This is a genomic window from Xanthomonas fragariae, from assembly GCF_017603965.1.
Taxonomy (GTDB): Bacteria; Pseudomonadota; Gammaproteobacteria; order Xanthomonadales; family Xanthomonadaceae; genus Xanthomonas; species Xanthomonas fragariae_A.
Map to the genome: position 1 here is coordinate 3,736,652 of NZ_CP071955.1, position 20,981 is coordinate 3,757,632.

Sequence of the window (20,981 nt, forward strand, 5' to 3'; positions counted from 1 at the left end):
TCCGACAATCGTCAGACTTAAGAGTGGCCAATAAAACGTAGCAAGCAATCGCCAGGTAGGTGCGGATAGCGCGGAGGAACCGCAGTGTAGGAGTGGTACATGCCGATTCCGGGCACCGGCCGCGCCCGCCTGGCGGTGAGCGCAGTCGTTTTGTTAGCCACTCTTAAATAAGAGCGGCTGCCCACAGGTAGCACTAGTCCCACTCCGGCATCCAGCTGCTGCGTCCACTAACGGGGCGCAGCAACCCAAGCCGGCCGACCGCAGTTAGAGCACCCTTGGTAAACGATTGCCCGGATTATAGTATTCTCCGATCGGCGCGTATTTCGAAGATCAGGCTTGCCGCCTGGACCCACAAAACTCATCGCAGGTCGTTAGCCTGAGCGCGCGGTGTAAACCGTCATTGACAGAAGGAATCGTTATGAAACGCTGGATATGGACATTGGTCGCCGCTGTTGGGCTACAGACTACCGCCACCGCCTCGACGCCGCACACGACGCTGGTGTGTCGCATGGACGATCCGTTCCTGTTCTGCTCGAAAGGCTGCGACTCGTCAGATTACAACTGGAAACCGGTAGACCCGATCTCGGGCACCTGGGAAGCAGTTTCGCCGTACTGCCCCTTTCCTACCCCCACGTCGACCAACTACTGCGTGGGATGGACGATGAAAGCCATCACCGCGCTCTCGCAATACGAGACCATCTGCCCAGGGGCAGTGAAAGAAGGAAAGTGGGAAGGCCCAAGACAGCCCGAATTGGTTCCCTTCAAACACTGAGTCGTCCCGATCGACAGGACGTGCACATGGGGTGCATCCTCGGCAATACGCTACCGGCACCATTTCGACTACGGCATCCAGTGCCCAGCCTTCGACGTTGAACGAGTTGAACGCGAACATGCTGCGTGCCAGCGAAACGTCGCGTTCGACCATGATGGTGAATTGCAGCGCGTGGCCGGGCCGACCTTCGTGCGCGCGGAGCGTCCAGGCGGCCGAGCCGACGTTGAAGTCGTCGTATCGCTCCTTTGTGGAGCGCAGCTTAGAGCGGCTAACAAAACATAGCGAGCAGTCGTCAGGTGGGCGCGGAGGAACCGAAGCGTACGCGTGGTACATGCCGATTGCGAGCACCGGCCGCGCCCGCCTGGCAGCGGCGCAGTCGTTTTGTTAGCCGCTCTTAAAGGGTGCAGGCATCCGCAGTTGGACCACGCTCTCGACAGACACCGCACACTGCGCGGTATCTTCGTTGTGTGCGGTGATCGGTGCGCGCGCTGTGTGACGAGCAGTGCCAGCGCACCAACGCTTCGCGCCATAACCGCGCTACAACGTGCCCTGCTTCCACAGCCGCACCAGTTCGACCGGGGCATATTCTTCGGGAATGCGCAGCGGCTCGCTGGCGCCGTCCCAGACGATGCTGAAATAACGGCAGTCGCCACCACCGGCCTGCGGAAGCGGCAGCGCATGCACCAGGCATTGGTCCAGCAAGGTCTTCAAGTGTCGCCGCTGTGCATCGTCCAATTCATCCATCACCAGCTTGCGCTCGCGGCGCATGGCCGGAAATGCCGCCACACCGCCTTCGCGTGCCAGCCGTAACGTCATGCCCGCATCCACTGGCGGCCGTTGTGGACTCATGCGAGCACGCCTACGTCGCGCCAAGCCTGTTGCACCATTTTCGACTCGGTACTGCCGACGCCGTAATCGGCGCTGGCAACGCTGACGGTCAATCCGGCAAAGGTGGCGAAGTCCGCGCTGGCGGCGAGCTCGCCGCCAGTGAGCGCGCGGTACCAGATGCGACCGGTCTTTTCCCATGCAGCGCCGCCGATCGCGACCGCGGCGCGATAAAACGCGTGATTGGGAATGCCGGAGTTGTAGTGCACGCCGCCATCGTCCTCCTGCGTATCGATATAACCGGCCATGGTGGGCGATTGCGGATCTTTGCCCAAGGCAGGGTCATCGTACGCGGTGCCGGGTGCTTGCATCGAGCGCAAGCCCACGCCTTTGATGTCGGGCATCAGCAAGCCTGCGCCAATGATCCAGTCGGCCTCGCTGGCGCTCTGGCGCAGTGCGTATTGCTTGATCAATACGCCAAACACATCCGACAGCGATTCGTTCAAAGCGCCCGACTGCCCTCGATAGATCAAGTTTGCAGTGCGCTCGATCACACCGTGAGTCAGCTCATGCCCGACCACATCGATGGCGATGGTGAAGCGGTTGAAGACCTCGCCGTCGCCATCGCCGAACACCATTTGCTCGCCGTTCCAGAATGCGTTGTCGTAGCCGCGCGCGTAATGCACGGTGCCGATCAACAGCATGCCCGCACCGTCGATCGAATTGCGCCCGTACACGGTCTGGAAGAAATCGTGGGTCACGCCAAGGTAGTCGTAAGCTTCGGTCACTGCAACGTCGTTGGTCGCGGCCACACCTTCGTCGCGAACGAGCCTGCCGGGCAGCGCGTTGCCTTGTTGCGCGTCGTAAATACGCCGCTGCACCGCTTGCGTGGCGTGGCTTGTATCCGCAGCGTCGGCACCACGTGCAAACAGACCAAGCGCGCGCTGCTGACGCAGCTGGGCGGTGATCTGACGGGACAGCAGCGCACAATCGCGCGCATGCTCGGGCGCCGTCTGCGCCACGTGGTCGAGCAGATACGGCGGCAAGATCCCGGCGGGGCGCGGGGTAAGGAACGCGGACATAAGCGACCTCCATAGTGGCTGCGCCCACGACTATGCGGGCGCCGGCTTCAGAAATTCGTTAGCGCGGGCGCGGGGCGCACGCGCTGTTTGCCGCACCAACGCCTGGCATTCATTGCAGCTGCGACAACGCCTCCTGGATGGGCGTCTGCCCGTCGACAAAACCCAGCGTCTTACCGATGGTGGCCGGTGTTGCAAAAGCAGCGGCGATTACCTGCGCCACGTTGGTACGCGACACGCCGCCATCGGCGCCAGCCGACCACACCACTGCATCGTGGCTCGCGAACTGCACGGTAATGGCATCGGTGTGTTCGATATTGAACACCACCGGCGTGGCGCCATTGGCAATCATGTCCTCTTCGTGGTCGGGATTGCGGAATAACGCCGTCGCCCGATACCCGCCGCGCACCAGCGGCGGTGCGAGCAAACGCGCGAGCTTGCCATGGCCGCCGATCAACACGATATGCGTCATTCACATCTCCAACAGTGCGCGACGCCAAGTCGCCGTATGCGGCCATCCTCGCCAATGCGGTGCTAACGCGGTGTCATCGCAACATCCACTGACGGCCAACGCATCGTGCTTCATTGAGAGCACCGATCTGCATCGCTTCCCGTCCTGATCACCACCATGATCAACGCATGCGGTACGGCATCGAAACTGCCTATTGCATATTGCACGCAACGCACGGGCAGCCGTCGGCATACCGCTGCAAAACACGCATGCCGCAATGACCGCATCGATCGCATCTGGGACACTACGCCCCTCCTATTTGCGAGATGCCGTATGTCCGCCTCCACCGAGTTCCGTCCCCGCGTTGGCTGCGGCGCTTTCATTCGCCGTGGCGATGGCCGCCTGCTGCTGGTGCAGCGCGGGCGTGCGCCCGAGCAAGGCCATTGGGGATTGCCCGGCGGCAAAGTTGACTGGATGGAGACGGTGGAACACGCAGTGGTACGCGAAGTGCTTGAAGAAACCGGATTGCATGTCCAGTTACAAGGTGTGCTGTGCGTGGTCAGTTACTTCGAGCCGGCGCTGTCGCCGCCAGAGCACTGGGTGGCGCCGGTGTATCTGGCCGCGATCGAAGGCAGCGAACAGGCCGTACGGCGCGAGCCGGAAGCGATACTAGGCATTGGCTGGTTCGCGCTGGATGCGCTGCCATCGCCCTTGACCACCTCCACGCTGCAGGCACTGCAGCAGTTGCACGCAACCAGCGCCGCTGCTCCTAGCGTCTGAGTGGCGCCTGATCGGGCAATGGATATCGGCAGCGTCCATTGGAAACTGCAGCCACCCGATCTTCTTCGTACCCATCGCTACGCTGGCGGTTGCTTTCTATCGTGGCTCGCACCATCTTCCGATCTTCGCGCCTTTGTGTTTCGTGCCGTCATCGTGTGCATTGTTCGGTACGGCATCGTGCCCGGCCGTGTCGGTGCGCTGTTGGTCCAACCGCTGACGGTGGTGAGCTTTGTATTGATCAAACATCTGTACGTGCAGGAAGCGTTGGATACACCGATAGCGATTGCTGGGCAGAAACAGACGTGACACGCGCGTTTTTGCATGTTTCCATATAGTTGCATGCGCTTGATCTGATTGATCGCTGGTGATGCGCCGTTACATTGCCTGCGTTACATACAGCGCAGCATGATGATAGAGCACTGCGTGGCGGCCGCGGTGAACGATGGGTTGCCGCCAGACAAGGCCGGTGCGCTACCGATCATGGAAAACTTGTATTACGGCGACAATGTGGGCCTTCGCGACCCGCTGGTATCGCCGATGTTCGCCGATGCGGTGCTATGTCAGTTTGCGCCGACCCTGTTTCTCACCGCCACGCATGCAGCCGAGCTCAGCAATGAATTCTGCACGCATGCGCGCTTGGTGGATCCCGGGCGTGAATCGGGTCTGCATGTCATCGGACCGGCCGGGGCATGCGTTCCGTCTGACCGACACACTGCCGGAAAGCCAGCAGGCACTGCGCGTTGCCGCACGTTTTTTTGAGCAGGCATCTGGGTCTGCCACTACCGCCGCTGGCGGCATCGCGCTAACGCCGCGCTGACGCCGGCTAGGCGTGGCGCTTACATCCTTTCGCCTAGGTTGAGGCCGACTAGGTGCTGCACATGCAGCGCAAATATTGATCAGGAGAAATCGGATGAGTCTACAAATTCCTCAAGGTGCGCTGGTTGTGGTGGCCGACGGCGGCGAAGCGCGTTGGTTCACCAACACCGGTAATGAAGCCAAGGTGGTGCTGCGTCAGCATGCGCGTACCGATGTGCAAAACGTCGATGACGACGGCCCCGCCGGCAAGGCGCCGCAGGATCTCACAGGGGCAGACCTGGACGAAATGACCTTCGCCAAGCAGCTGTCGCATGCCTTGAACGATGGCGCGCTGAAACAGGAGTACACGCACTTGGTGCTGGTTGCCGACCCAACCACGCTGGGCCGCGTGCGCCCGCTGTTGCACAAGCAAACCCAGCAGCGCCTGGTGGGCGACCTTGCCAAGGACTTGACCAATCTGCCATTGGCAGATATCCAGCGCGCATTGTCATAAGAATTGCCAACAAAACGTCGCGAGCAGTCGTCAGGTGGGTGCGGGCGGCGCGCAGGAACCGCAGTGTACGCGTGGTACATGCCGATTCCGAGCACCGGTCGCGCCGGCCTGGCGATGAGCGCAGTCGTTTTGTTAGCCGCTCTTAGAGCGCAACCGGGCCTATCGATATAGCCAAGCTGCCACCGTCGCGTTTTTTGGTGCGGCCGATCGGAAGACTGGTATTCGGCCCGCTCGGCGACCGGTATGAGGCGATGGCAGATGTCACGATTCATCTTGTGGGCTTTCGCTGCGTAGATGCCGATGACCACGCATCGTGGCTGACAATTGCGGCATTGCCGCGATAGTGTCCAGTTCGCTCGTCCAGCGCTCACATGGCGCTGAGTACCATCGGCCCAGACCCCAACGAACAAGAACAGGCATGAAGACGCTTCCGATCCCGGTGATGGATGCTGCCGCGCAGCACGATTTGGTCATCGCCCACGCATTGCTGGAAAACCCCGGCGTAGCGGCGCAATTGGCCAACGCGCTGGGCGCGCCGATCGAGAGTCTGATCACCAGACGGCTGCCCAAAATGATCACCCGCAGCATCGACGGCGCCACGCGCGGTGTACTGCAGGTGGCAATGAAATCAGCCTTGCTGAGCTTGCGCGGCAAGGCCGATACGCAGCGGCCCGCGTCTACAGCGCGCCACACCATGGTGGCGGCAGTGACCGGCGGTGCAGGTGGCTTTTTCGGGCTTCCCGGCCTGATGGTGGAGCTGCCGGTGACCACCACGGTGATGCTGCGCTCCATTGCCGATATTGCGCGTTCCGAAGGCGAATCGCTGCAGAACCCGGAGACCGCACTGGCCTGCCTGGAAGTGCTGGCACACGGCGGGCGCAGTATCAGCGATGATGGCGCCGAATCGGGCTATTTCGCAGTGCGTGCGGCGATGGCGCAGCAGCTTAGCGCCGCCGCGCATTACGTGGCGGCGCATGGATTCGCCAGCAAGGGCGCACCGGCACTGGTGTCGTTGGTGTCGCGTGTTGCCGCCAAATTTTCGGTGAACGTGGGCGAAAAACTCGCCGTGCAGGCGGTGCCGCTGGTAGGTGCGGTGAGTGGCGCCGCGCTCAATACGTTGTTTATGCGTCACTTCCAGTCAATGGCGCGCGGGCATTTCATCGTGCGTCGGTTGGAGCGGCGTTTTGGCGAAGAGGCGGTGCAGCGTGCGTATGCGGCGTTGCCCGCGTCGAGTTGAACGACTGCGTCTGGCATCCGCGGAAGGTGCTGGTCAGGATCATCATCGCGCGAGCAGCCAGGCGATGAGCTCGGCGAGGAGTGAGATGTTGGTCAAGGTCACCTCTAAGAGCGGCCAACAAAACGACTGCGCCACCAGGCGGGCGCGGCCGGTGCTCGGAATCGGCATGTACCACGCGTACACTGCGGTTCCTGCGCGCCGTCCGCACCCACCTGACGACTGCTCGCTACGTTTTGTTAGCCGCTCTTATTAGAGGTGCCCATAAGATCGTCAGGGCATTTTTCGATGACCAAGCCATTTTCGGCTGCTTCTGCACGTAACCGCGACCCGATCCTAGACGTGTTGCGCACGCACTTTGCCGATCGACATCACGTGCTGGAAATCGGTGCGGGCACCGGCCAGCACGCGGTGTATTTTGCGGCGGCAATGCCGTGGTTGCGCTGGCAGGCCAGCGATCACCCGGACCATCTACCGGATATGCGTCAGTGGTTGGACGAGGCAGCGCTACCGAATACGCCGCCGCCGATCCCATTGCAGGCAGTGTTGACGCCCATGCCAGGTTTGGCACCAGCACCGCCATTTCCGCCTGTGCAGTCGGGCGAACCGGTTGGCTATGACGCGGTGTATAGCGCCAATACCTTGCACATCATGGGCTGGCCGCAGGTGCAGGCGTTGTTCGCGGGTTTGCCTGCGGTGATGGGGCTGCAAGCGGTGTTGGTGGTCTATGGGCCATTCAATCGCGATGGGCAATTCACCAGCGAGAGCAACCGGGCGTTCGATGCGATGTTGCGTGAGCGAGATGCAGCCGCTGGAATCCGCGATGCGGAAGCGGTAGACGGGGTAGCGGCGGAGGTGGGATTGCGGTTGGTTGAGGAGGTGACGATGCCGGCAAATAATTTTTGTCGGGTGTGGCGGCGGAGTAAATAGTATGGTCTGAATAAGATCGGCTAACAAAACTACTGCGCTCACCGCCATGCGGGAGCGGCCGGCGCTCGGAATCCTGATGTATCAATCCTACACCGCAGTTCTTACGCGCCGTCCGCACCCACCTGACGTGATACGCCCAGGGTTCCGTAGACACTCAGGACCCTCGTTGCGCGTAGCGCCGCTCGAACTCTACAGGCGACAGGTCGCCAGTTGAACCATGACGGCGTTTTGGGTTGTAGAACATTTCGATGTAGTCGAACACCTCGGTGCGTGCGGCATCTTTGGTGGAATAGATCCGCCGCCTGATCCGCTCGCGTTTGAGCAGGCCGAAGAAGCTCTCCACGGGTGCATTGTCGTGGCAGTTGCCACGCCGACTCATGCTGCACACCAAGCCATGGGACGCCAGGAAACTCTGCCAGTCATCGCTGGTATAGACCGACCCTTGGTCCGAGTGAACCAGGCAACCAGCGCTGGGTTTGCGCCGCCACACCGCCGACAACAGCGCCTGCACGACCAACTCGGTATCGGCACGATCGCGCATCGCCCAGCCGACGACCTGCCTGGAAAACAGATCGATCACAACAGCCAGATACATCCAGCCTTCCTGCGTGCGGATGAAGGTGAAATCGCTCGCCCAGGCCGTGTCCGGCTTCGTCACGTCGAACTGTCGGTCCAGCAGGTTGGCCGCTGCCTTGCACTGCATTCCTCCATGGAAGCGCGGTTTGCGACCATAGCCCACCTGGGCACGCAGTCCCTCGGTGCGCATCAGCCGATACACCCGATGGCGACTGCAACGTTCCCCCAGATCGCGCAGATCCTGGGCGATCTTGCGATGCCCATAGACGCTGCCGCTGGCCAGCCAGTGGTGCTTGATCACTCCCAGCAGGCGTTGGTCTTGCTTTGCGCGCTCACTGTCGGGCGAGCGTAACCAGGCGTAGTAACCCGCCCGGTTGACGCGCAACACCCAACACATCGCGCACAGCCTGAATTCGCTGCGATGGGCCTGCATGAACGCGTACTTTGCCTTTACCCCTTGGCAAAGTACGCGGCGGCCTTTTTTAGGATGTCGCGCTCCTCGGTAACCCGACGCAACTCTGCCTTCAGCCGCCGAACCTCGGCGCTCTGGTCCACCTCGGCGCGCTGCACCACGCAAGGCTTGCCGAACTTGCGTAGCCAGGCGTAGAGGCTGTGCGTGGTCACACCCAGCCGCTCTGCGACTTCTGCCACCTTGAACCCACGATCGGTCACTTGCCGGACCGCTTCGAACTTGAACTCATCCGTATACCGCTTGCTGCTCATGGACACCTCCGAATCTGCCATTTTCCATGGCCTTGAGATGTCTACGGAACCCTGGGCGTATCACTTGCGGCTTGTCGCAGATGAGCACAACACCACGCGAACGCTGGTGTTGTGCTGTTAATCAATTTTGGTCCGATGTCGGCACAGCACACATTCTCAACCCTGCGCCTCATCAAATTCCAGGTGATACCGCGTGGCCTCATTCACTTCGTTCTTCGAGCCCAAAAACACCGGCACACGTTGATGCAACTGCGTAGGTTGAATATCCAGAATGCGTTCGCGCCCCGTGGTCGCGGCGCCGCCGGCCTGTTCGACCAGCATGCTCATCGGGTTGGCTTCGTACATCAGACGCAGTTTGCCGGGCTTGGACGGGTCTTTCTTGTCCCAGGGATAGATGAAGATGCCGCCGCGGGTGAGGATGCGGTGCACGTCGGCGACCATGCTGGCGATCCAGCGCATGTTGAAGTCCTTGCCGCGGGTGCCCTCCTTGCCGGCGAGCAGGTCGCCTACGTAGGACTGCATGGCCGGTTCCCAGTGACGCTGGTTGGACATGTTGATGGCGTATTCGGCAGTCTCCTCGGGCACGCGCATGTTGGCCTGGGTCAGCAGGAAACTGCCTTCTTCGCGCTCCAGGGTGAAGGCGTGGGTACCGTGGCCGAGCGTAAGCACCAGCATCGTGCTGGGGCCATAGATGCAGTAGCCGGCGGCGACCTGTTGGGTGCCCGGCTGCAGGAAGTGTTCGTCGCCCGGCTTCTGGGTGCCTTCCGGGGCGCGCAGCACCGAAAAGATGGTGCCGACCGAGACGTTGACGTCGATGTTGGAGCTGCCATCCAGCGGATCGAACAGCAGCAGGAAATCGCCGCTGGGATATTGGTCGGGTACCGGCTGGCTGTGGTCCATTTCTTCCGACGCGCACGCAGCCAGATGGCCGCCCCAGGCGTTGGCTTCGAGCAGGATGTCGTTACTGAGCACATCGAGCTTCTTCTGCGCCTCGCCCTGCACGTTGCCGGTGCCGGCATCGCCGAGCACGCCGCCCAGCGCGCCCTTGCTCACGGCAATGGAAATGCGCTTGCAGGCGCGCGAGACGATGGTGATCAGCTGGCGCAATTCCGGGTCGATACGGCCGGCGTGTTGCTCTTCGATCAGGAAGCGGGTCAGCGAGGGACGCGACATGGGAACGGGCAGCCTGTTTAGGAAGTGGTCCGTCATTGTCGCCATTGCGCTGTTAGATTTCGATTACTTGATGCGCGTTTTGCATCGAAACCGATCGAACGTGCGCGAATGTTGCCAGCGAGCTTGGAGGCCGACAGCTCCATCCGCCCTTCGTCCCCCTTCCCCCTTCCCCCGCAGGCGGGAGAAGGGGCGGCGAACGGCCACGAAAAACCGGAAGGCTTGCGCGCTACCGGTCCGGTGTTTCAAGCAAGCGCTGCGATCACATCCGGCTGACAGTCGCCACCGCCTGTGCCACATAGTCCAGGTTGCGCTGACTCAGTGCGGCCACGCAGATGCGGCCGGTGCCGACGGCATAGATCGCAAACTCGTCGCGCAGGCGATCCACCTGCGTTCTGGTCAGGCCCGAGTACGAGAACATGCCGGCCTGGCGCTGGATGAAGTCGAACTCCGGTGCGCCCAGCGTGGCGAGTTTTTCCACCAGTCCGGCACGCAAGGCGTGGATGCGCTCGCGCATTTCGGTGAGTTCCTGCTCCCACAGATCGCGCAGCTCCGGGCTGGTCAGCACCCCGGCCACCAGTGCAGCGCCATGCGTGGACGGGCTGGAATAGATCGTGCGGATGATGCGCTTGACCTGCGACTGCACGGCCTTGGCTTCGGCGGCGGTAGCCGAGACCACCGACAGCGCGCCCACGCGCTCGCCATACAGCGAGAACGATTTGGAGTAGGAGCTGGCGACGACATAGTTGTCGATGCCTTCGGCAGCGAGCAGACGCACCGTGTAGGCATCGGCCTCGATGCCCTTGTCGAAGCCCTGGTAGGCGATGTCGACGAATGGGAACAGGGTGCGTTCCTTCAACACGCCGGCGACCTGCTTCCACTGTTGCTTGCTCAGATCCGCACCGGTCGGGTTGTGGCAGCAGGCGTGCAGCAGCACCACGGTGCCCGGTGCGAGCTTGGTCAGATCGGCGAGCATGCCGTCGAAGTTCAGGCCATGGCTGACGGCATCGAAATAGGTGTAGTCGACAACCTCGAAGCCGGCCGCGCCGAATAGCGCGCGATGGTTTTCCCAACTGGGGTTGCTGATGGCGATGGTGGAAGTGGGCAGCAGCTTTTTGAGCAGGTCTGCGCCCACGCGCAGTGCACCGCTACCGCCGACGGTCTGCGAGGTCGCCACGCGACCGGCTGCCACCAGCGCCGACTCGGCGCCGAACAGCAGCTCCTGGGTAGCCTTGTCGTACACGACCAGGCCGTCGATCGGCAGATAGCCGCGCGGCTTGGCGTCCTGCGCGAGCTGCTGCTCGATCTTGTGCACGGCGCGCAACAGCGGGATGCGCCCGTTTTCGTCGTAATAGATGCCCACACCCAGGTTAACCTTGTTGGGGCGGCTATCGGCGTTGTAGGCATCGGTCAGGCTCAGGATGGGGTCGCCTGGAACCTGTTCCACGTTTGCAAAGAAGGACACGGCATGACTCGCTGAAGGACGAAAGAGTGAGGGACTTCCGAGGTGCTCGACCGCGGCAGGGTCAAAGTTCTCCATCGTATCAGGGCATGGCAGGCGGAGCATGCTTGGTTCCGTACGCAACGATATCGATGCAGCGATACGCAATAGACGCGCCCGTTACATCTTCATTTCGGCGTGTGTGGCGCGGCTGATGCGCGCAACGCCGCCATTCGCATGGACTCGCATGGACTGCTCGCCGGTAAGCGATTTCATCGTCGGCGAGCACGATGCGCTGCCCGGCGTGTTGTTTCAGTTACCTTTTTCAGTGGTCTGTCTCGACTGACGGCGCGGTACCCGGCTTCTTGGCCGGCGTGTCGCCATCGGCCGGAATCAACCGCTCGGGCGCATCGCCCGCACCGCGGTCTTCGTAATGTTCGGCATCGCGTTTGCCGTGCTGTTCGCCCGGTTGGGCGGGCTGGTCGCGCAGTGGGTCGCGGGACATGGCGTACTCCTGGATGCAGGATGGACGACCAGTTCACCGCGCGCGCGGTGAAGAGCATGCAAATCGCAAAGCGCGTGGTGTTCCCCATCATGCGAATCAGCAAGGGCGATGTGGCCGACTATTACCGCGCAGTGGCACCGCTGGCGGCAATACCAGCGTGTGCTCGTGGTCGCTACGCACCCGCGACAAGGCAACCGTGGCAGTGCCGTTACGCTGGGAAGAGCTCGGCAAGATCAGCGGGCCGGACGCGTTCCCGATGGACAAGGCATTGCAGCGTGCCCAGCGTCAACGCGCAGATCCATGGGCATCGATCGGTACTGGCACTCAAGCAACGCCTGTCGACGGGCAAAGAAAATTAGCGGCAGCGACCATACGCAACGCCGCCGTCGTCGTGTTTTGCCCGACCCGCAGGCCATGCATGCGGCCGGAGTCGCATTGTCACCGGCCGATTTTCGAGTCGATTCCCGTCAAGGCGAAACCACAGTCTCCCGCGTCACCCGACTCAGCGCATCGCCGCTGATCTCGGCAATCGAATGCGTGCCGGTCAAGGTCATTGCCACGCGTATCTCGCGCTCGATCAGGGAGAGAAGATTCTCCACACCGGCCTGGCCACCGGCCGCCAGTGCATACACGAACGCACGCCCGAGCAGCGCCGCGTCGGCGCCCAGCGCGAGCATGCGCACCACGTCCAGGCCGCTGCGGATGCCCGAGTCGGCCAGGATCTTCAGCTGCCCCTTCACCGCATCGGCGATCGCCGGCAACGCACGCGCGCTGGACAACACGCCGTCGAGCTGGCGACCGCCATGGTTGGACACCACGATGCCGTCGGCGCCGAAACGCACCGCATCGCGCGCATCGTCCGGGTCGAGGATGCCCTTGATCACCATCGGCCCGGTCCAGAACTCGCGGATCCATTCCAGGTCTTTCCAGGCGATGGACGGATCGAAATTGGCGCCCAACCAGCCGATGTAATCCTGCAACCCGGTCGGGCTGCCGCGATAGGTCGAGATGTTGCCCAGATCGTGCGGCTTGCCGAGCAAGCCAACATCCCACGCCCAGCGTGGATGCGTCACCGCCTGCACCATGCGCCGCAGCGCCGCGTTGGGCCCGCTCATGCCCGAGTGCGCATCGCGGTAGCGCGCGCCGGGCGTGGGCATGTCCACGGTGAACACCAGCGTGGTCACCCCGGCGGCCCTGGCGCGCTCCAGCGCGTTGCGCATGAACCCGCGGTCCTTGAGCACATATAGTTGGAACCACATCGGCCGCTCGATCGCCGGCGCCACTTCTTCGATCGGGCACACCGACACCGTGGACAGCGTAAACGGAATCCCGCACGCGGCCGCCGCACGCGCCGCCTGCACTTCGCCACGTCGCGCGTACATGCCGGTCAGGCCCACCGGCGCCAACGCCACCGGCATCGCCAGGGTTTCGCCAAACAACTCGGTACTCACGCTCAAATCGGACATATTGCGCAGCACCCGCTGGCGTAGTGCGATATCGGCCAAATCCGAGACGTTGCGCCGCAAGGTGTGCTCGGCATACGCGCCGCCATCGATGTAATGAAACAAAAACGGCGGCAAGCGCGCCTGCGCGGCAGCACGGTAATCGGAAGCGGCAGAAATGATCATCGAAGACGAACGGCAGCTGCGGGGTGCCGCTGAGTGTAAGAGCCTGGTATGCACTTTGGGGGGAGTGCGAAGCGGCTTTTGGCGCTGTGCCTGCCGCAGCAGTCGGCCGATGCACGATGCACGATGCCCGGTGGGATGGACGGATGAGGAAAGGCAGACATCGCGCGACAGTGGCGCACGCATTGCGGCTCCAGCCGCAGTAATGGCGGGCGCCAGCTCAGGTCGCTGAGCCGCCGCCAGGCGGCGCAGTAGTTTTGTTAGCTGCTCTTATGCTGAGCAACTGGGCAGGTCTTTGCAGCGGCGACCATCGCAGTCTCGATCCGCGCAACGACGCCTTGCGATGCACGGTGCCGTCATCGCGTCGAGCACGCGCACCGCAAACCGACACCGTGTGCGGTTCCAGCGCGATGGTCTGGTCCGTTGCCTCCATACAGCGGCGTGTGTTGCGCATCCGGCTGTTTCGCGCGCAGGCCAGCGATTAAGATGCCGCCAGCATCCTGCTGACGAGGAGAACACGTTGATCATCCATCCCAAAGTGCGCGGCTTCATCTGCACCACCACGCACCCGCTTGGCTGCGAGCGCAATGTACTTGAGCAGATCGCCGCAACCCGTGCGCGCGGCGTGCGCCACGACGGCCCGAAAAAGGTGCTGGTGATCGGCGCGTCCAGCGGCTACGGCCTGGCTTCGCGCATCACCGCCGCATTCGGGTTTGGCGCCGACACGCTGGGCGTGTTCTTCGAAAAACCCGGCAGCGCCACCAAAGCCGGCACCGCCGGCTGGTACAACTCGGCAGCCTTCGACAAGCAGGCCAAGGCCGCAGGCCTGTACAGCAAGTCGATCAATGGCGATGCGTTCTCCGATGCCGCGCGCGCGCAGGTGATCGAGTTGATCAAGACCGAGATGGGCGGCCAGGTCGACCTGGTGGTGTACTCGCTGGCCTCGCCGGTGCGCAAGCTCCCCGGCAGCGGCGAAGTGAAGCGTTCGGCGCTCAAGCCGATCGGGCAGACCTACACCGCCACCGCCATCGACACCAACAAAGACACCATCATCCAGGCCTCGATCGAGCCGGCCAGCGCGCAGGAGATCGAAGACACCATCACCGTGATGGGCGGACAGGATTGGGAACTGTGGATCGATGCGCTGGAAGGCGCCGGCGTGCTCGCCGATGGCGCGCGCAGCGTGGCCTTCAGCTATATCGGTACCGAGATCACCTGGCCGATCTACTGGCATGGCGCGCTTGGCAAAGCCAAGGTCGATCTGGACCAAACCGCACAGCGCTTGAACGCACGTTTGCACACCCACGGTGGCAGCGCCAATGTGGCGGTGCTCAAGTCGGTGGTCACCCAAGCCAGCGCGGCGATTCCGGTGATGCCGCTGTACATCTCCATGGTCTACAAGATCATGAAGGAAAAAGGCCTGCACGAAGGCACCATCGAGCAACTCGACCGCCTGTTCCGCGACCGCCTGTATCGCGAAGACGGCCAGCCTGCCGAAGTGGACGATGAGAACCGCCTGCGCCTGGACGACTGGGAACTGCGCAGCGACGTGCAGGACGCCTGCAAGGCGCTGTGGCCGCAGGTCACCACCGAAAACTTATTCGCACTCACCGACTACGCCGGCTACAAATACGAGTTCCTCAAACTGTTCGGCTTCGCGCGTAACGATGTGGATTACGACGCCGATGTGCAGACGGACGTGACCTTGGATTGCATCGAGCTGGGTTGATTGCCGGGAGGGGAGATTCGGGACCGGGGATTCGCAACCGCGGCGTGTTGCGTCGCTGATCTTCGGCGAACCCGAAGACGTTGCAACGACGGCAGCCGGCATTCGATGCCGGTTGTCGTTGGCTGATGTAACGAATCTCCTCTCTCCGATCCCGAATCCCCGGGAAGGCAATCGCCAATCTTGCGGTCACTACGACCGTGGTGAGGCGAACACCATAGTTTGTATAGGTTTGGACAGACTATGGTGTAAAGCCAGCTACGACGTCCCCCCGATTTTGAGTAGCGGCCCAGTGTGGAGTCCAATTCCCTACCCCGAGGAGATTGGACGTGAAGAAGCGTTTTACCGAAGAATAGATCATTGGCTTCCTGCGTGAGGCCGAAGCGAGCGTCGCCATCAAGGACCTGTGCCGTCGCCATGGCTTTAGCGAGGCCTCCTACTACCTGTGGCGCAGCAAGTTCGGCGGAATGAGCGTGCCCGATGCCAAGCGGCTCAAGGACCTTGAGTCCGAAAACGCGCGACTGAAGAAGTTGCTGGCCGAGCAGCTGTTCGAGAACGACCTGATCTTCCCTAATAACAACTTTCTACGCAAAAGCCATGCCTATCAAAAATCAGGAGCCAGTTTGCGCCACTCCCGATTTCTCGGACAGGCCCAGGTAGGTCAACCAGCAAAGGGGCTTACCATTCCGAACCCGGCGCTGGCGCCGCGATCTACTTCATGCAGCTTGCCCGCACGAAGCTCCAATACGCGGTCCGCAGAGGCAATAGTTTCGGGTCGATGGGCAATGATGACGCGAGTCATCGTCAACTGGGCTAAAGCAGCATTGACCTGCCGTTCGCGATGGACATCAAGATGGCTGGTGGCCTCGTCCAGCAGCAGGATGTGCGGCTTCTTGTATAGGGCGCGCGCCAAGACGATCCGTTGCTTCTGGCCACCCGAAAGCGAGGAGCCCATGTCGCCGATCAGGGTGTAGTAGCCCATCGGCATCGCCACGATGTCCTCATGCACGCCCGCTAGCCGGGCGGCCTCCTCGGCGCCGCCATCGGCCGGCCCATTGTCGAACATGCGGATGTTGTCAAGGATGGAACCATTGAACAACTGGTCGTCCTGCATCACCGTGCCAACCATCGTCCGCAGCGCATGCTTACCAAGTTGCTGCATGGAACGTCCGCCGACAAGCACCGTACCCTGCTCGGCGTCCAGCAGTCCGACCACTATCTTGATCAGCGTGGTCTTGCCGCAGCCCGAGGCTCCTGTGATCGCCACCGACTCTCCATCTTGCACCCGCAGATTGCAGTGATCCAGGACCAACTCTTCACCCCCGCTGTAGCGGAATGAGACCTCCCGTAGCTCCAGTCCGTAATCCTGCGGTTGCGCAAGATCCTGGGGATGAAGGTCCTCCTCTGGTGCCGTCAGCACGATGTCGGCTAGACGCTCGGCATGCAGGTCCAGCATGCGGAACTCCGCGAGGTAGTCGGCGAGTGCTCCAGCACGAGTGGTGAACTGGTAACTGAACACGAAGAACGCAATCAGCATGCCTGCAGTCAGCGCCCCCTCCAGCACCATGGACGCGCCAAGCCACAGGATGAGGACACGTTGCATGCTGAAAGCTACGAACTTGAATGTGTCCAACAGGATCGCCAAGCGCTGTAGCTCGATCTCCCGGTTAAGCGTGTCCACCGCCTTGTTGGCGTGCATCCCCGCCTGGATCGCGCTACGGTTGTACAGGCGGACAGCCTGCATCCCCCGCATCACTTCAAGGAAATGCGACTGCTGGAGAGCCTGCGACATCAAGTGCCCATGCTGGGCCTCACGTATCCAGCCGAAGGACACTACTTTGGCCAGCGTATAGAGACCGAACAACACCACCGTGATCGCCGTCAATAGCGGCGAGTACAGCAACATGAGCAGCAGCGTCAGCAACGCCATCATCCCATCGAGCAGACCCTCAATGAAGCGGCTCGTCAGTGTCTTCTGAATGTCGGCGATGGAGCTGAAGCGGTTCTGCAGGTCACCACGCTGGCGCCGCTCGAAGTAGCTCTGCGGCAACGACACCAAGTGGGTGAACACGTTGACGCTCCACCCATAATTCAGGGCGAGGCCGAGCCGGGCCACGCACCAGCTCCGCAACGCGCCGACGCTGGCGTGCAACACCATCATGATGAGGAAGCCTACGCCTAGCAGGTTCAGCAGCTCGCCGTCTTGGAATGGCAAAGCGACATCGGTGATCACTTGGACTAGCAGCGGCGCCAGTAGCGCCATCACTTCCAGACAGAGAGCCAGCAATGCCAGCACTCCTAGCGAACGCTTGATGCCGCCGAGGTTGCCGGTCAGCCGCAGGATCCCGATGCGTGCCGGACGCGGCGGCGGCTCGAACTCTGCGATCGGCTCCAGCTCCAGCGCGATACCGGTGAAGTGCCGGGAGAACTCGGTGTGCGAAAGCACACGCCGACCATGCACCGGGTCGTGGATGACTACGCCATTGCGCCGGCAAGCCCAGAGCACAACGTAATGCTCCATATCCCAGTGAATGATGCATGGCATCCGCAGTTCCTGAAGGTCCTCGGGCTCAAGCCGAAGCGCCCGAGAACGCAGGCCCAGCGAGGCACCAATTTCCATCAAGTGGCTCAGCGTTGTGCCGTTGAGTGACAGCGGGAAGCGGCGCCGTAGCTCGGACAGATCACTATGCCGGCCATGGTAAGAGGCGATCATCACCATGCAGGCCAGACCGCACTCGATGGTCTCGGTCTGCAGGATGACCGGCAGGTGCTTGCGCCAGCCAAAGCGCAGCGGGGCGCTCATTGTGTCAGCCCCGCCAATACCCAGTGATACATGGGACGCCGCTGCGCCAACATACGGACATCGACGATCATACCTGCGGAGACGTCCCGGCCGTCCATACGGCCCGACGGCGACACCTGTATCCCCACCCGGTACAAACCTCGCTTCAGACCCTGTCCCGGCACGCGCGACACGTCAGTGACCACGCCGTCGTCCCACTGTTGCACGCCGCGGGGAAGCGCCCGGTAATGCACCCGGGCGGCCATGCCCGGATGAACATCAGGCACTGCCGATTCGTTGATCCAAGACTGCACGGTGGCTTCGCCCCGGTCATGCGTCAGCACTTCGCCGGCGGCCGTCAGCGATCGCCCGTAAGGCAACGCCAAGCCGACACCCATCAGCAGGATGGTCGACGCGATACCCGCGGCCACCAGCAGCCGCAAGGATCGCGGCGTGCCCACACGCACCATGCCAAGGGCATGCCGCGTGTTCCGGGTTGACACGACTTCTTCCCTGAAAACTCCCATCGCCTCTCCTTGTTTCTGCATCCATCCGGGAATGACACGTCAGCCGACGATACGGCCATCGCTCATGTGCACGCAGCGCTGCGCCATGGCAGCGAAGCGTATGTCGTGCGTCACCATGCATAGCGTGACCCCGGCGGCGTGTAGTTCCCCGAGCATATTCATCACCATCGCACCACTGCGCGAATCCAGATTGCCAGTCGGCTCGTCAGCCAGCACGATCGAAGGCTCGCCCACCAACGCGCGGGCGATGGCAACGCGTTGCTGCTGCCCACCCGAAAGCTGTGCAGGAAAATGTCCGGCGCGGTGGGCCATCTCCACTCGTTGCAGCGCGGCCATGCCGCGCTCGCCTCGCTCAGACCGCGGTACTCCGCCGCGCAGCTTCAGCGGCAGGGTGACATTGTCTAGCACGCTGAGGTCGCCGATCAGATTGAACGACTGAAAGATATACCCAATGTGCTGGTTGCGCGTACGGGCACGGTCAGCCTCGGGCATGCGTGCCACTTCCTGCCCGCGCAGCATGTAACTGCCCGCCGTCGGCGTATCCAGAATTCCGAGGATGGACATCAGTGTGGACTTGCCGCAACCGGATGGTCCAGTGATCGAGATGAACTCGCCAGAGGAGATGTCCAGCGCGACGTCGCGCAGCGCATGGGTGAGCGCCTCATCTGTCTGAAAGGTCCGCTGCAACATGCGCAGGCGAATAACCGGAACCGGCGCGTTAGCGAGCTCAGTCCAGGCGCAGTCGGGACTGGTCATCGTAAGCACTCATGTCGGAAAGGATCACGCGGTTACCCTGTTTCAGTCCGTCCTTGATCTCCACGAAACGGCTCGATTCATGCCCGATCGTCACAGGAACCCGCTGTGCGCTGTCACCTTGAACCTTGAACAGCCTAGCTTCGCTGTCGCGCTGCGCATTGACGGGGGTGCGCACGAACAACACGTCCGCCAAGCGTCCGAGCATGATCGTGCCGTCCACGGAGAGGTCGGCGCGCGCGCCGGGGACCAGCGTGCCGCTGAACGCAATGCGTACTTTGACGGTGCCATCTACCACTTCGGGGTCGATGCGCGACAGAGTACCCGCCATCTTGCCGTTGCGAGTATCGACCACGGCAGCCTGTCCCTGTTGCAGATCGCGGGCCTCAGTCTCTGGTATCCGCAGCTCAGCCTCCAGTTCCTCCGGGCGCGAAACGAGTGCAACCTTAGTTCCTTCTGGCACCTGCTGCCCTTCCTCCACTAACAAGCGCTGCACCACACCTTCTGCGCCAGCCCGCACCCGCAAGGCATCCATTTCCCGTCGACGCAGGTCTCGTGTGTTCTTCAGCTGCGACACCCGCAGCGCATCTGACTGCAGGCGTGCCTCCGCGTTGGCGTCGATCTCGGCAACGCGTGCCTTCTCAATGTGATGGCGGCTCAACAGCTGCGCCAGGTCGATTTCGGTTTTTTGGTACTGGATACGGGGGATGACGTCCTTGTCCAGCGCCATCCGCTCGATCTTCTCCTGCGCTTGCGCAGCAGCCAACTCGCTTTCCACCTTACCTAACTCGGCGCGTGCCTGTAACGACTGCACGCGCAGTTCGGTCTCTTTCACCCTATGGTCCAACACCGCGGCTTGGTACTGTTTCTCGGCAGCGAGGTAGTCGTCTTCCACACGACCGTCGTGCAGCTCCAGTACCACAGTATCGGCCTTCACACGGGTACCGGGGAATGTCACGATCCGTTCCACACGTGCATTCGTTTCGGCCGTGAGCCAGCGGGTATGACGTGGCACCAGGTTGCCCGTTCCGCGTACGCTGAGCAGCATCGGGCCCCGCTCCACTGTACCGATCAGCACACTGGATCGCGGCACCACCGTATCCTTGCGGCCGGCGACCAGCGCCGCCACAGTGATCGCCACCAACGCTATGGTGATCACTGACAACACGACGATGCGCTGGCGCCTGCGTCGGCTGCCGCCGCCGGCGCGCTGTTCATCCATCTGTAGTGCCGTCATGCCGCCTCATTCCCCCCCGCCGATACGCACCGTGCCCTTGCCATCGCGTTGCTCGAAGACGAAGCGATACGTTAGCGTTACCGGCTCGGCACGCGAAGGCGACTCACCGCAGCTGCCGTATGTGGTGCGCTTGGTCTCCACATCTGGAAACAGGCAACGCAACCCTGGCTCGAAGCGCCACGTCGCAACGGCCGAACGCGCCGCTTGCAGCATGAGGGGATCCAACGAAGCCTGTGCGGGACAGAGCGGTGGCTGCTCCAGCGGCGTGCTTGAGGGCACCCGGCCGTCGGCACCGACGACCACACGCAGGCAGATCACGCTCGGCGGCAGCGCCTTTCCTAGCAAGGAGGAAGGATACACCGGGGCCTGGTTACCCTCATCGTCCAGCGGCGGGATGAACGACTCGGTGTCGGCCAGCACCATGCGCTGACCGGCAACCAGCTCATCACTGATCTCGTTGATTCCCACCTGACCACCGCGTGCAGCGGTGGGAGGCGGATCAGGCGGCCCCATGCTGGCGCATCCGCCCAAGGCCA

20 protein-coding genes, 4 other RNA genes and 4 pseudogenes are annotated in these 20,981 nt (G+C 62.3%); 11 read left to right on the forward strand and 17 right to left on the reverse strand.

Features of this window, described 5'->3' with window-relative positions:
• Positions 1-25: 25 nt before the first annotated feature.
• A non-coding RNA gene (locus tag J5I97_RS17845) (sX9 sRNA) lies at positions 26-101 on the reverse strand.
• 317 nt (positions 102-418) lie between these two features.
• Between J5I97_RS17845 and J5I97_RS17850 the strand changes: the two genes are divergently transcribed.
• Positions 419-772 (forward strand): hypothetical protein, encoded by a 354-nt coding sequence (locus J5I97_RS17850; protein ID WP_208587950.1) that lies wholly within the window; start codon positions 419-421, stop codon positions 770-772.
• Positions 773-826: 54 nt separating this feature from the next.
• Here J5I97_RS17850 and J5I97_RS17855 read toward each other — a convergent pair.
• From J5I97_RS17855 to J5I97_RS17875, 5 genes and pseudogenes are all read right to left on the reverse strand, one after another.
• Positions 827-1,018, reverse strand: a pseudogene (locus J5I97_RS17855) (DUF885 family protein); the annotation flags it as partial.
• A 20-nt stretch (positions 1,019-1,038) separates the two neighbouring features.
• A non-coding RNA gene (locus J5I97_RS17860) (sX9 sRNA) lies at positions 1,039-1,105 on the reverse strand.
• A 204-nt stretch (positions 1,106-1,309) separates the two neighbouring features.
• Positions 1,310-1,621: a protealysin inhibitor emfourin gene (locus tag J5I97_RS17865; RefSeq protein ID WP_208587952.1), complete on the reverse strand. Its 312-nt coding sequence runs from the start codon at positions 1,619-1,621 to the stop codon at positions 1,310-1,312.
• Positions 1,618-2,679: a M4 family metallopeptidase gene (locus J5I97_RS17870; RefSeq protein ID WP_208587954.1), complete on the reverse strand. Its 1,062-nt coding sequence runs from the start codon at positions 2,677-2,679 to the stop codon at positions 1,618-1,620. Before J5I97_RS17870 ends, J5I97_RS17865 begins: the two co-directional genes overlap by 4 nt.
• Positions 2,680-2,788: 109 nt before the next feature.
• Positions 2,789-3,148: an NAD(P)H-binding protein gene (locus tag J5I97_RS17875; RefSeq protein ID WP_208587956.1), complete on the reverse strand. Its 360-nt coding sequence runs from the start codon at positions 3,146-3,148 to the stop codon at positions 2,789-2,791.
• Between the two features lie 312 nt (positions 3,149-3,460).
• On the opposite strand from J5I97_RS17875, the gene J5I97_RS17880 reads away from it, so the two are divergent.
• The 4 genes and pseudogenes from J5I97_RS17880 to J5I97_RS17895 all read left to right on the forward strand — a co-directional run bounded on the left by J5I97_RS17880 (position 3,461) and on the right by J5I97_RS17895 (position 5,216).
• Complete coding sequence (locus J5I97_RS17880; RefSeq protein ID WP_208587958.1) at positions 3,461-3,907, forward strand: NUDIX hydrolase; 447 nt, start codon at positions 3,461-3,463, stop codon at positions 3,905-3,907.
• Positions 3,908-4,060: 153 nt separating this feature from the next.
• Positions 4,061-4,213: a hypothetical protein gene (locus J5I97_RS17885; protein ID WP_208587960.1), complete on the forward strand. Its 153-nt coding sequence runs from the start codon at positions 4,061-4,063 to the stop codon at positions 4,211-4,213.
• A 117-nt stretch (positions 4,214-4,330) separates the two neighbouring features.
• Positions 4,331-4,713: pseudogene (locus tag J5I97_RS20180) on the forward strand (alpha/beta hydrolase); the annotation flags it as partial.
• A gap of 104 nt (positions 4,714-4,817) precedes the next feature.
• On the forward strand, positions 4,818-5,216 hold the full coding sequence (locus J5I97_RS17895) for a host attachment family protein (protein WP_208587961.1): 399 nt from the start codon (positions 4,818-4,820) through the stop codon (positions 5,214-5,216).
• 4 nt (positions 5,217-5,220) lie between these two features.
• On the opposite strand, the gene J5I97_RS17900 is transcribed toward J5I97_RS17895, so the two are convergent.
• Positions 5,221-5,296, reverse strand: a non-coding RNA gene (locus J5I97_RS17900) — sX9 sRNA.
• A 362-nt stretch (positions 5,297-5,658) separates the two neighbouring features.
• Here J5I97_RS17900 and J5I97_RS17905 point away from each other — a divergent pair.
• From J5I97_RS17905 to J5I97_RS17915, 3 genes are all read left to right on the forward strand, one after another.
• Entirely contained in the window at positions 5,659-6,453 is a 795-nt protein-coding gene (locus J5I97_RS17905; protein WP_208591809.1) for an EcsC family protein, read from the forward strand.
• 166 nt (positions 6,454-6,619) lie between these two features.
• Positions 6,620-6,695, forward strand: a non-coding RNA gene (locus tag J5I97_RS17910) — sX9 sRNA.
• A gap of 43 nt (positions 6,696-6,738) precedes the next feature.
• The gene (locus J5I97_RS17915) at positions 6,739-7,380 is read left to right on the forward strand and encodes a DUF938 domain-containing protein (protein WP_208587962.1); all 642 of its coding nucleotides are present in this window, start codon (positions 6,739-6,741) and stop codon (positions 7,378-7,380) included.
• A 154-nt stretch (positions 7,381-7,534) separates the two neighbouring features.
• Here the strand turns inward: J5I97_RS17915 and J5I97_RS17920 are convergent.
• The 4 genes from J5I97_RS17920 to J5I97_RS17935 all read right to left on the reverse strand — a co-directional run bounded on the left by J5I97_RS17920 (position 7,535) and on the right by J5I97_RS17935 (position 11,795).
• A protein-coding gene (locus J5I97_RS17920) for an IS3 family transposase (RefSeq protein ID WP_208587963.1) occupies positions 7,535-8,679 on the reverse strand; the annotation gives its coding sequence in 2 pieces (ribosomal slippage) (positions 7,535-8,442 and positions 8,442-8,679; 1,146 coding nt in all).
• Positions 8,680-8,835: 156 nt separating this feature from the next.
• Positions 8,836-9,852 (reverse strand): class 1 fructose-bisphosphatase, encoded by a 1,017-nt coding sequence (locus tag J5I97_RS17925; protein ID WP_208587964.1) that lies wholly within the window; start codon positions 9,850-9,852, stop codon positions 8,836-8,838.
• Between the two features lie 259 nt (positions 9,853-10,111).
• A complete protein-coding gene (locus J5I97_RS17930; protein WP_208587965.1) occupies positions 10,112-11,314 on the reverse strand; it encodes an aromatic amino acid transaminase in 1,203 nt (400 codons plus the stop codon).
• 301 nt (positions 11,315-11,615) lie between these two features.
• Positions 11,616-11,795 (reverse strand): hypothetical protein, encoded by a 180-nt coding sequence (locus tag J5I97_RS17935; protein WP_208587966.1) that lies wholly within the window; start codon positions 11,793-11,795, stop codon positions 11,616-11,618.
• A gap of 145 nt (positions 11,796-11,940) precedes the next feature.
• Here J5I97_RS17935 and J5I97_RS20185 point away from each other — a divergent pair.
• A pseudogene (locus J5I97_RS20185) lies at positions 11,941-12,132 on the forward strand (hypothetical protein); the annotation flags it as partial.
• Positions 12,133-12,262: 130 nt separating this feature from the next.
• Here J5I97_RS20185 and lldD read toward each other — a convergent pair.
• Positions 12,263-13,423 (reverse strand): FMN-dependent L-lactate dehydrogenase LldD, encoded by a 1,161-nt coding sequence (gene lldD / locus J5I97_RS17940; protein ID WP_208587967.1) that lies wholly within the window; start codon positions 13,421-13,423, stop codon positions 12,263-12,265.
• A 517-nt stretch (positions 13,424-13,940) separates the two neighbouring features.
• Between lldD and fabV the strand changes: the two genes are divergently transcribed.
• Together fabV and J5I97_RS17950 are read left to right on the forward strand one after the other, a co-directional pair.
• Positions 13,941-15,149, forward strand: a complete 1,209-nt coding sequence (gene fabV, locus J5I97_RS17945; protein ID WP_208587969.1) for an enoyl-ACP reductase FabV — start codon at positions 13,941-13,943, stop codon at positions 15,147-15,149.
• A gap of 353 nt (positions 15,150-15,502) precedes the next feature.
• Positions 15,503-15,712: pseudogene (locus J5I97_RS17950) on the forward strand (transposase); the annotation flags it as partial.
• 95 nt (positions 15,713-15,807) lie between these two features.
• Here the strand turns inward: J5I97_RS17950 and J5I97_RS17955 are convergent.
• The 5 genes from J5I97_RS17955 to J5I97_RS17975 are packed head-to-tail and all read right to left on the reverse strand — an operon-like array spanning position 15,808 to position 20,958.
• Positions 15,808-17,949 carry a peptidase domain-containing ABC transporter gene (locus J5I97_RS17955; RefSeq protein WP_208587971.1) on the reverse strand — a complete coding sequence of 714 codons (2,142 nt, stop codon included), beginning with the start codon at positions 17,947-17,949 and terminating at the stop codon, positions 15,808-15,810.
• On the reverse strand, positions 17,946-18,455 hold the full coding sequence (locus J5I97_RS17960) for a hypothetical protein (RefSeq protein WP_208587973.1): 510 nt from the start codon (positions 18,453-18,455) through the stop codon (positions 17,946-17,948). The genes J5I97_RS17955 and J5I97_RS17960 overlap by 4 nt, the downstream gene beginning before the upstream one ends.
• Before the next feature lie 39 nt (positions 18,456-18,494).
• Positions 18,495-19,211 (reverse strand): ABC transporter ATP-binding protein, encoded by a 717-nt coding sequence (locus J5I97_RS17965; protein WP_208587975.1) that lies wholly within the window; start codon positions 19,209-19,211, stop codon positions 18,495-18,497.
• Positions 19,183-20,445 carry an efflux RND transporter periplasmic adaptor subunit gene (locus tag J5I97_RS17970; RefSeq protein ID WP_208587977.1) on the reverse strand — a complete coding sequence of 421 codons (1,263 nt, stop codon included), beginning with the start codon at positions 20,443-20,445 and terminating at the stop codon, positions 19,183-19,185. The genes J5I97_RS17965 and J5I97_RS17970 overlap by 29 nt, the downstream gene beginning before the upstream one ends.
• A gap of 6 nt (positions 20,446-20,451) precedes the next feature.
• Positions 20,452-20,958 carry an energy transducer TonB gene (locus tag J5I97_RS17975; protein ID WP_208587979.1) on the reverse strand — a complete coding sequence of 169 codons (507 nt, stop codon included), beginning with the start codon at positions 20,956-20,958 and terminating at the stop codon, positions 20,452-20,454.
• Positions 20,959-20,981 lie beyond the last annotated feature (23 nt).

Coding starts and splice junctions, on each gene's coding strand:
- J5I97_RS17865 (WP_208587952.1), bottom strand. CDS start 1,621: ATGAGTCCACAACGGCCGCCAGTGGATGCGGGCATGACGTTACGGCTG.
- J5I97_RS17955 (WP_208587971.1), bottom strand. CDS start 17,949: ATGAGCGCCCCGCTGCGCTTTGGCTGGCGCAAGCACCTGCCGGTCATC.
- J5I97_RS17895 (WP_208587961.1), top strand. CDS start 4,818: ATGAGTCTACAAATTCCTCAAGGTGCGCTGGTTGTGGTGGCCGACGGC.
- lldD (WP_208587967.1), bottom strand. CDS start 13,423: ATGATCATTTCTGCCGCTTCCGATTACCGTGCTGCCGCGCAGGCGCGC.
- J5I97_RS17915 (WP_208587962.1), top strand. CDS start 6,739: ATGACCAAGCCATTTTCGGCTGCTTCTGCACGTAACCGCGACCCGATC.
- J5I97_RS17905 (WP_208591809.1), top strand. CDS start 5,659: ATGGATGCTGCCGCGCAGCACGATTTGGTCATCGCCCACGCATTGCTG.
- J5I97_RS17925 (WP_208587964.1), bottom strand. CDS start 9,852: ATGTCGCGTCCCTCGCTGACCCGCTTCCTGATCGAAGAGCAACACGCC.
- J5I97_RS17850 (WP_208587950.1), top strand. CDS start 419: ATGAAACGCTGGATATGGACATTGGTCGCCGCTGTTGGGCTACAGACT.
- J5I97_RS17960 (WP_208587973.1), bottom strand. CDS start 18,455: ATGGGAGTTTTCAGGGAAGAAGTCGTGTCAACCCGGAACACGCGGCAT.
- J5I97_RS17935 (WP_208587966.1), bottom strand. CDS start 11,795: ATGTCCCGCGACCCACTGCGCGACCAGCCCGCCCAACCGGGCGAACAG.
- J5I97_RS17965 (WP_208587975.1), bottom strand. CDS start 19,211: ATGACCAGTCCCGACTGCGCCTGGACTGAGCTCGCTAACGCGCCGGTT.
- J5I97_RS17970 (WP_208587977.1), bottom strand. CDS start 20,445: ATGACGGCACTACAGATGGATGAACAGCGCGCCGGCGGCGGCAGCCGA.
- J5I97_RS17870 (WP_208587954.1), bottom strand. CDS start 2,679: ATGTCCGCGTTCCTTACCCCGCGCCCCGCCGGGATCTTGCCGCCGTAT.
- J5I97_RS17975 (WP_208587979.1), bottom strand. CDS start 20,958: ATGGGGCCGCCTGATCCGCCTCCCACCGCTGCACGCGGTGGTCAGGTG.
- J5I97_RS17875 (WP_208587956.1), bottom strand. CDS start 3,148: ATGACGCATATCGTGTTGATCGGCGGCCATGGCAAGCTCGCGCGTTTG.
- J5I97_RS17880 (WP_208587958.1), top strand. CDS start 3,461: ATGTCCGCCTCCACCGAGTTCCGTCCCCGCGTTGGCTGCGGCGCTTTC.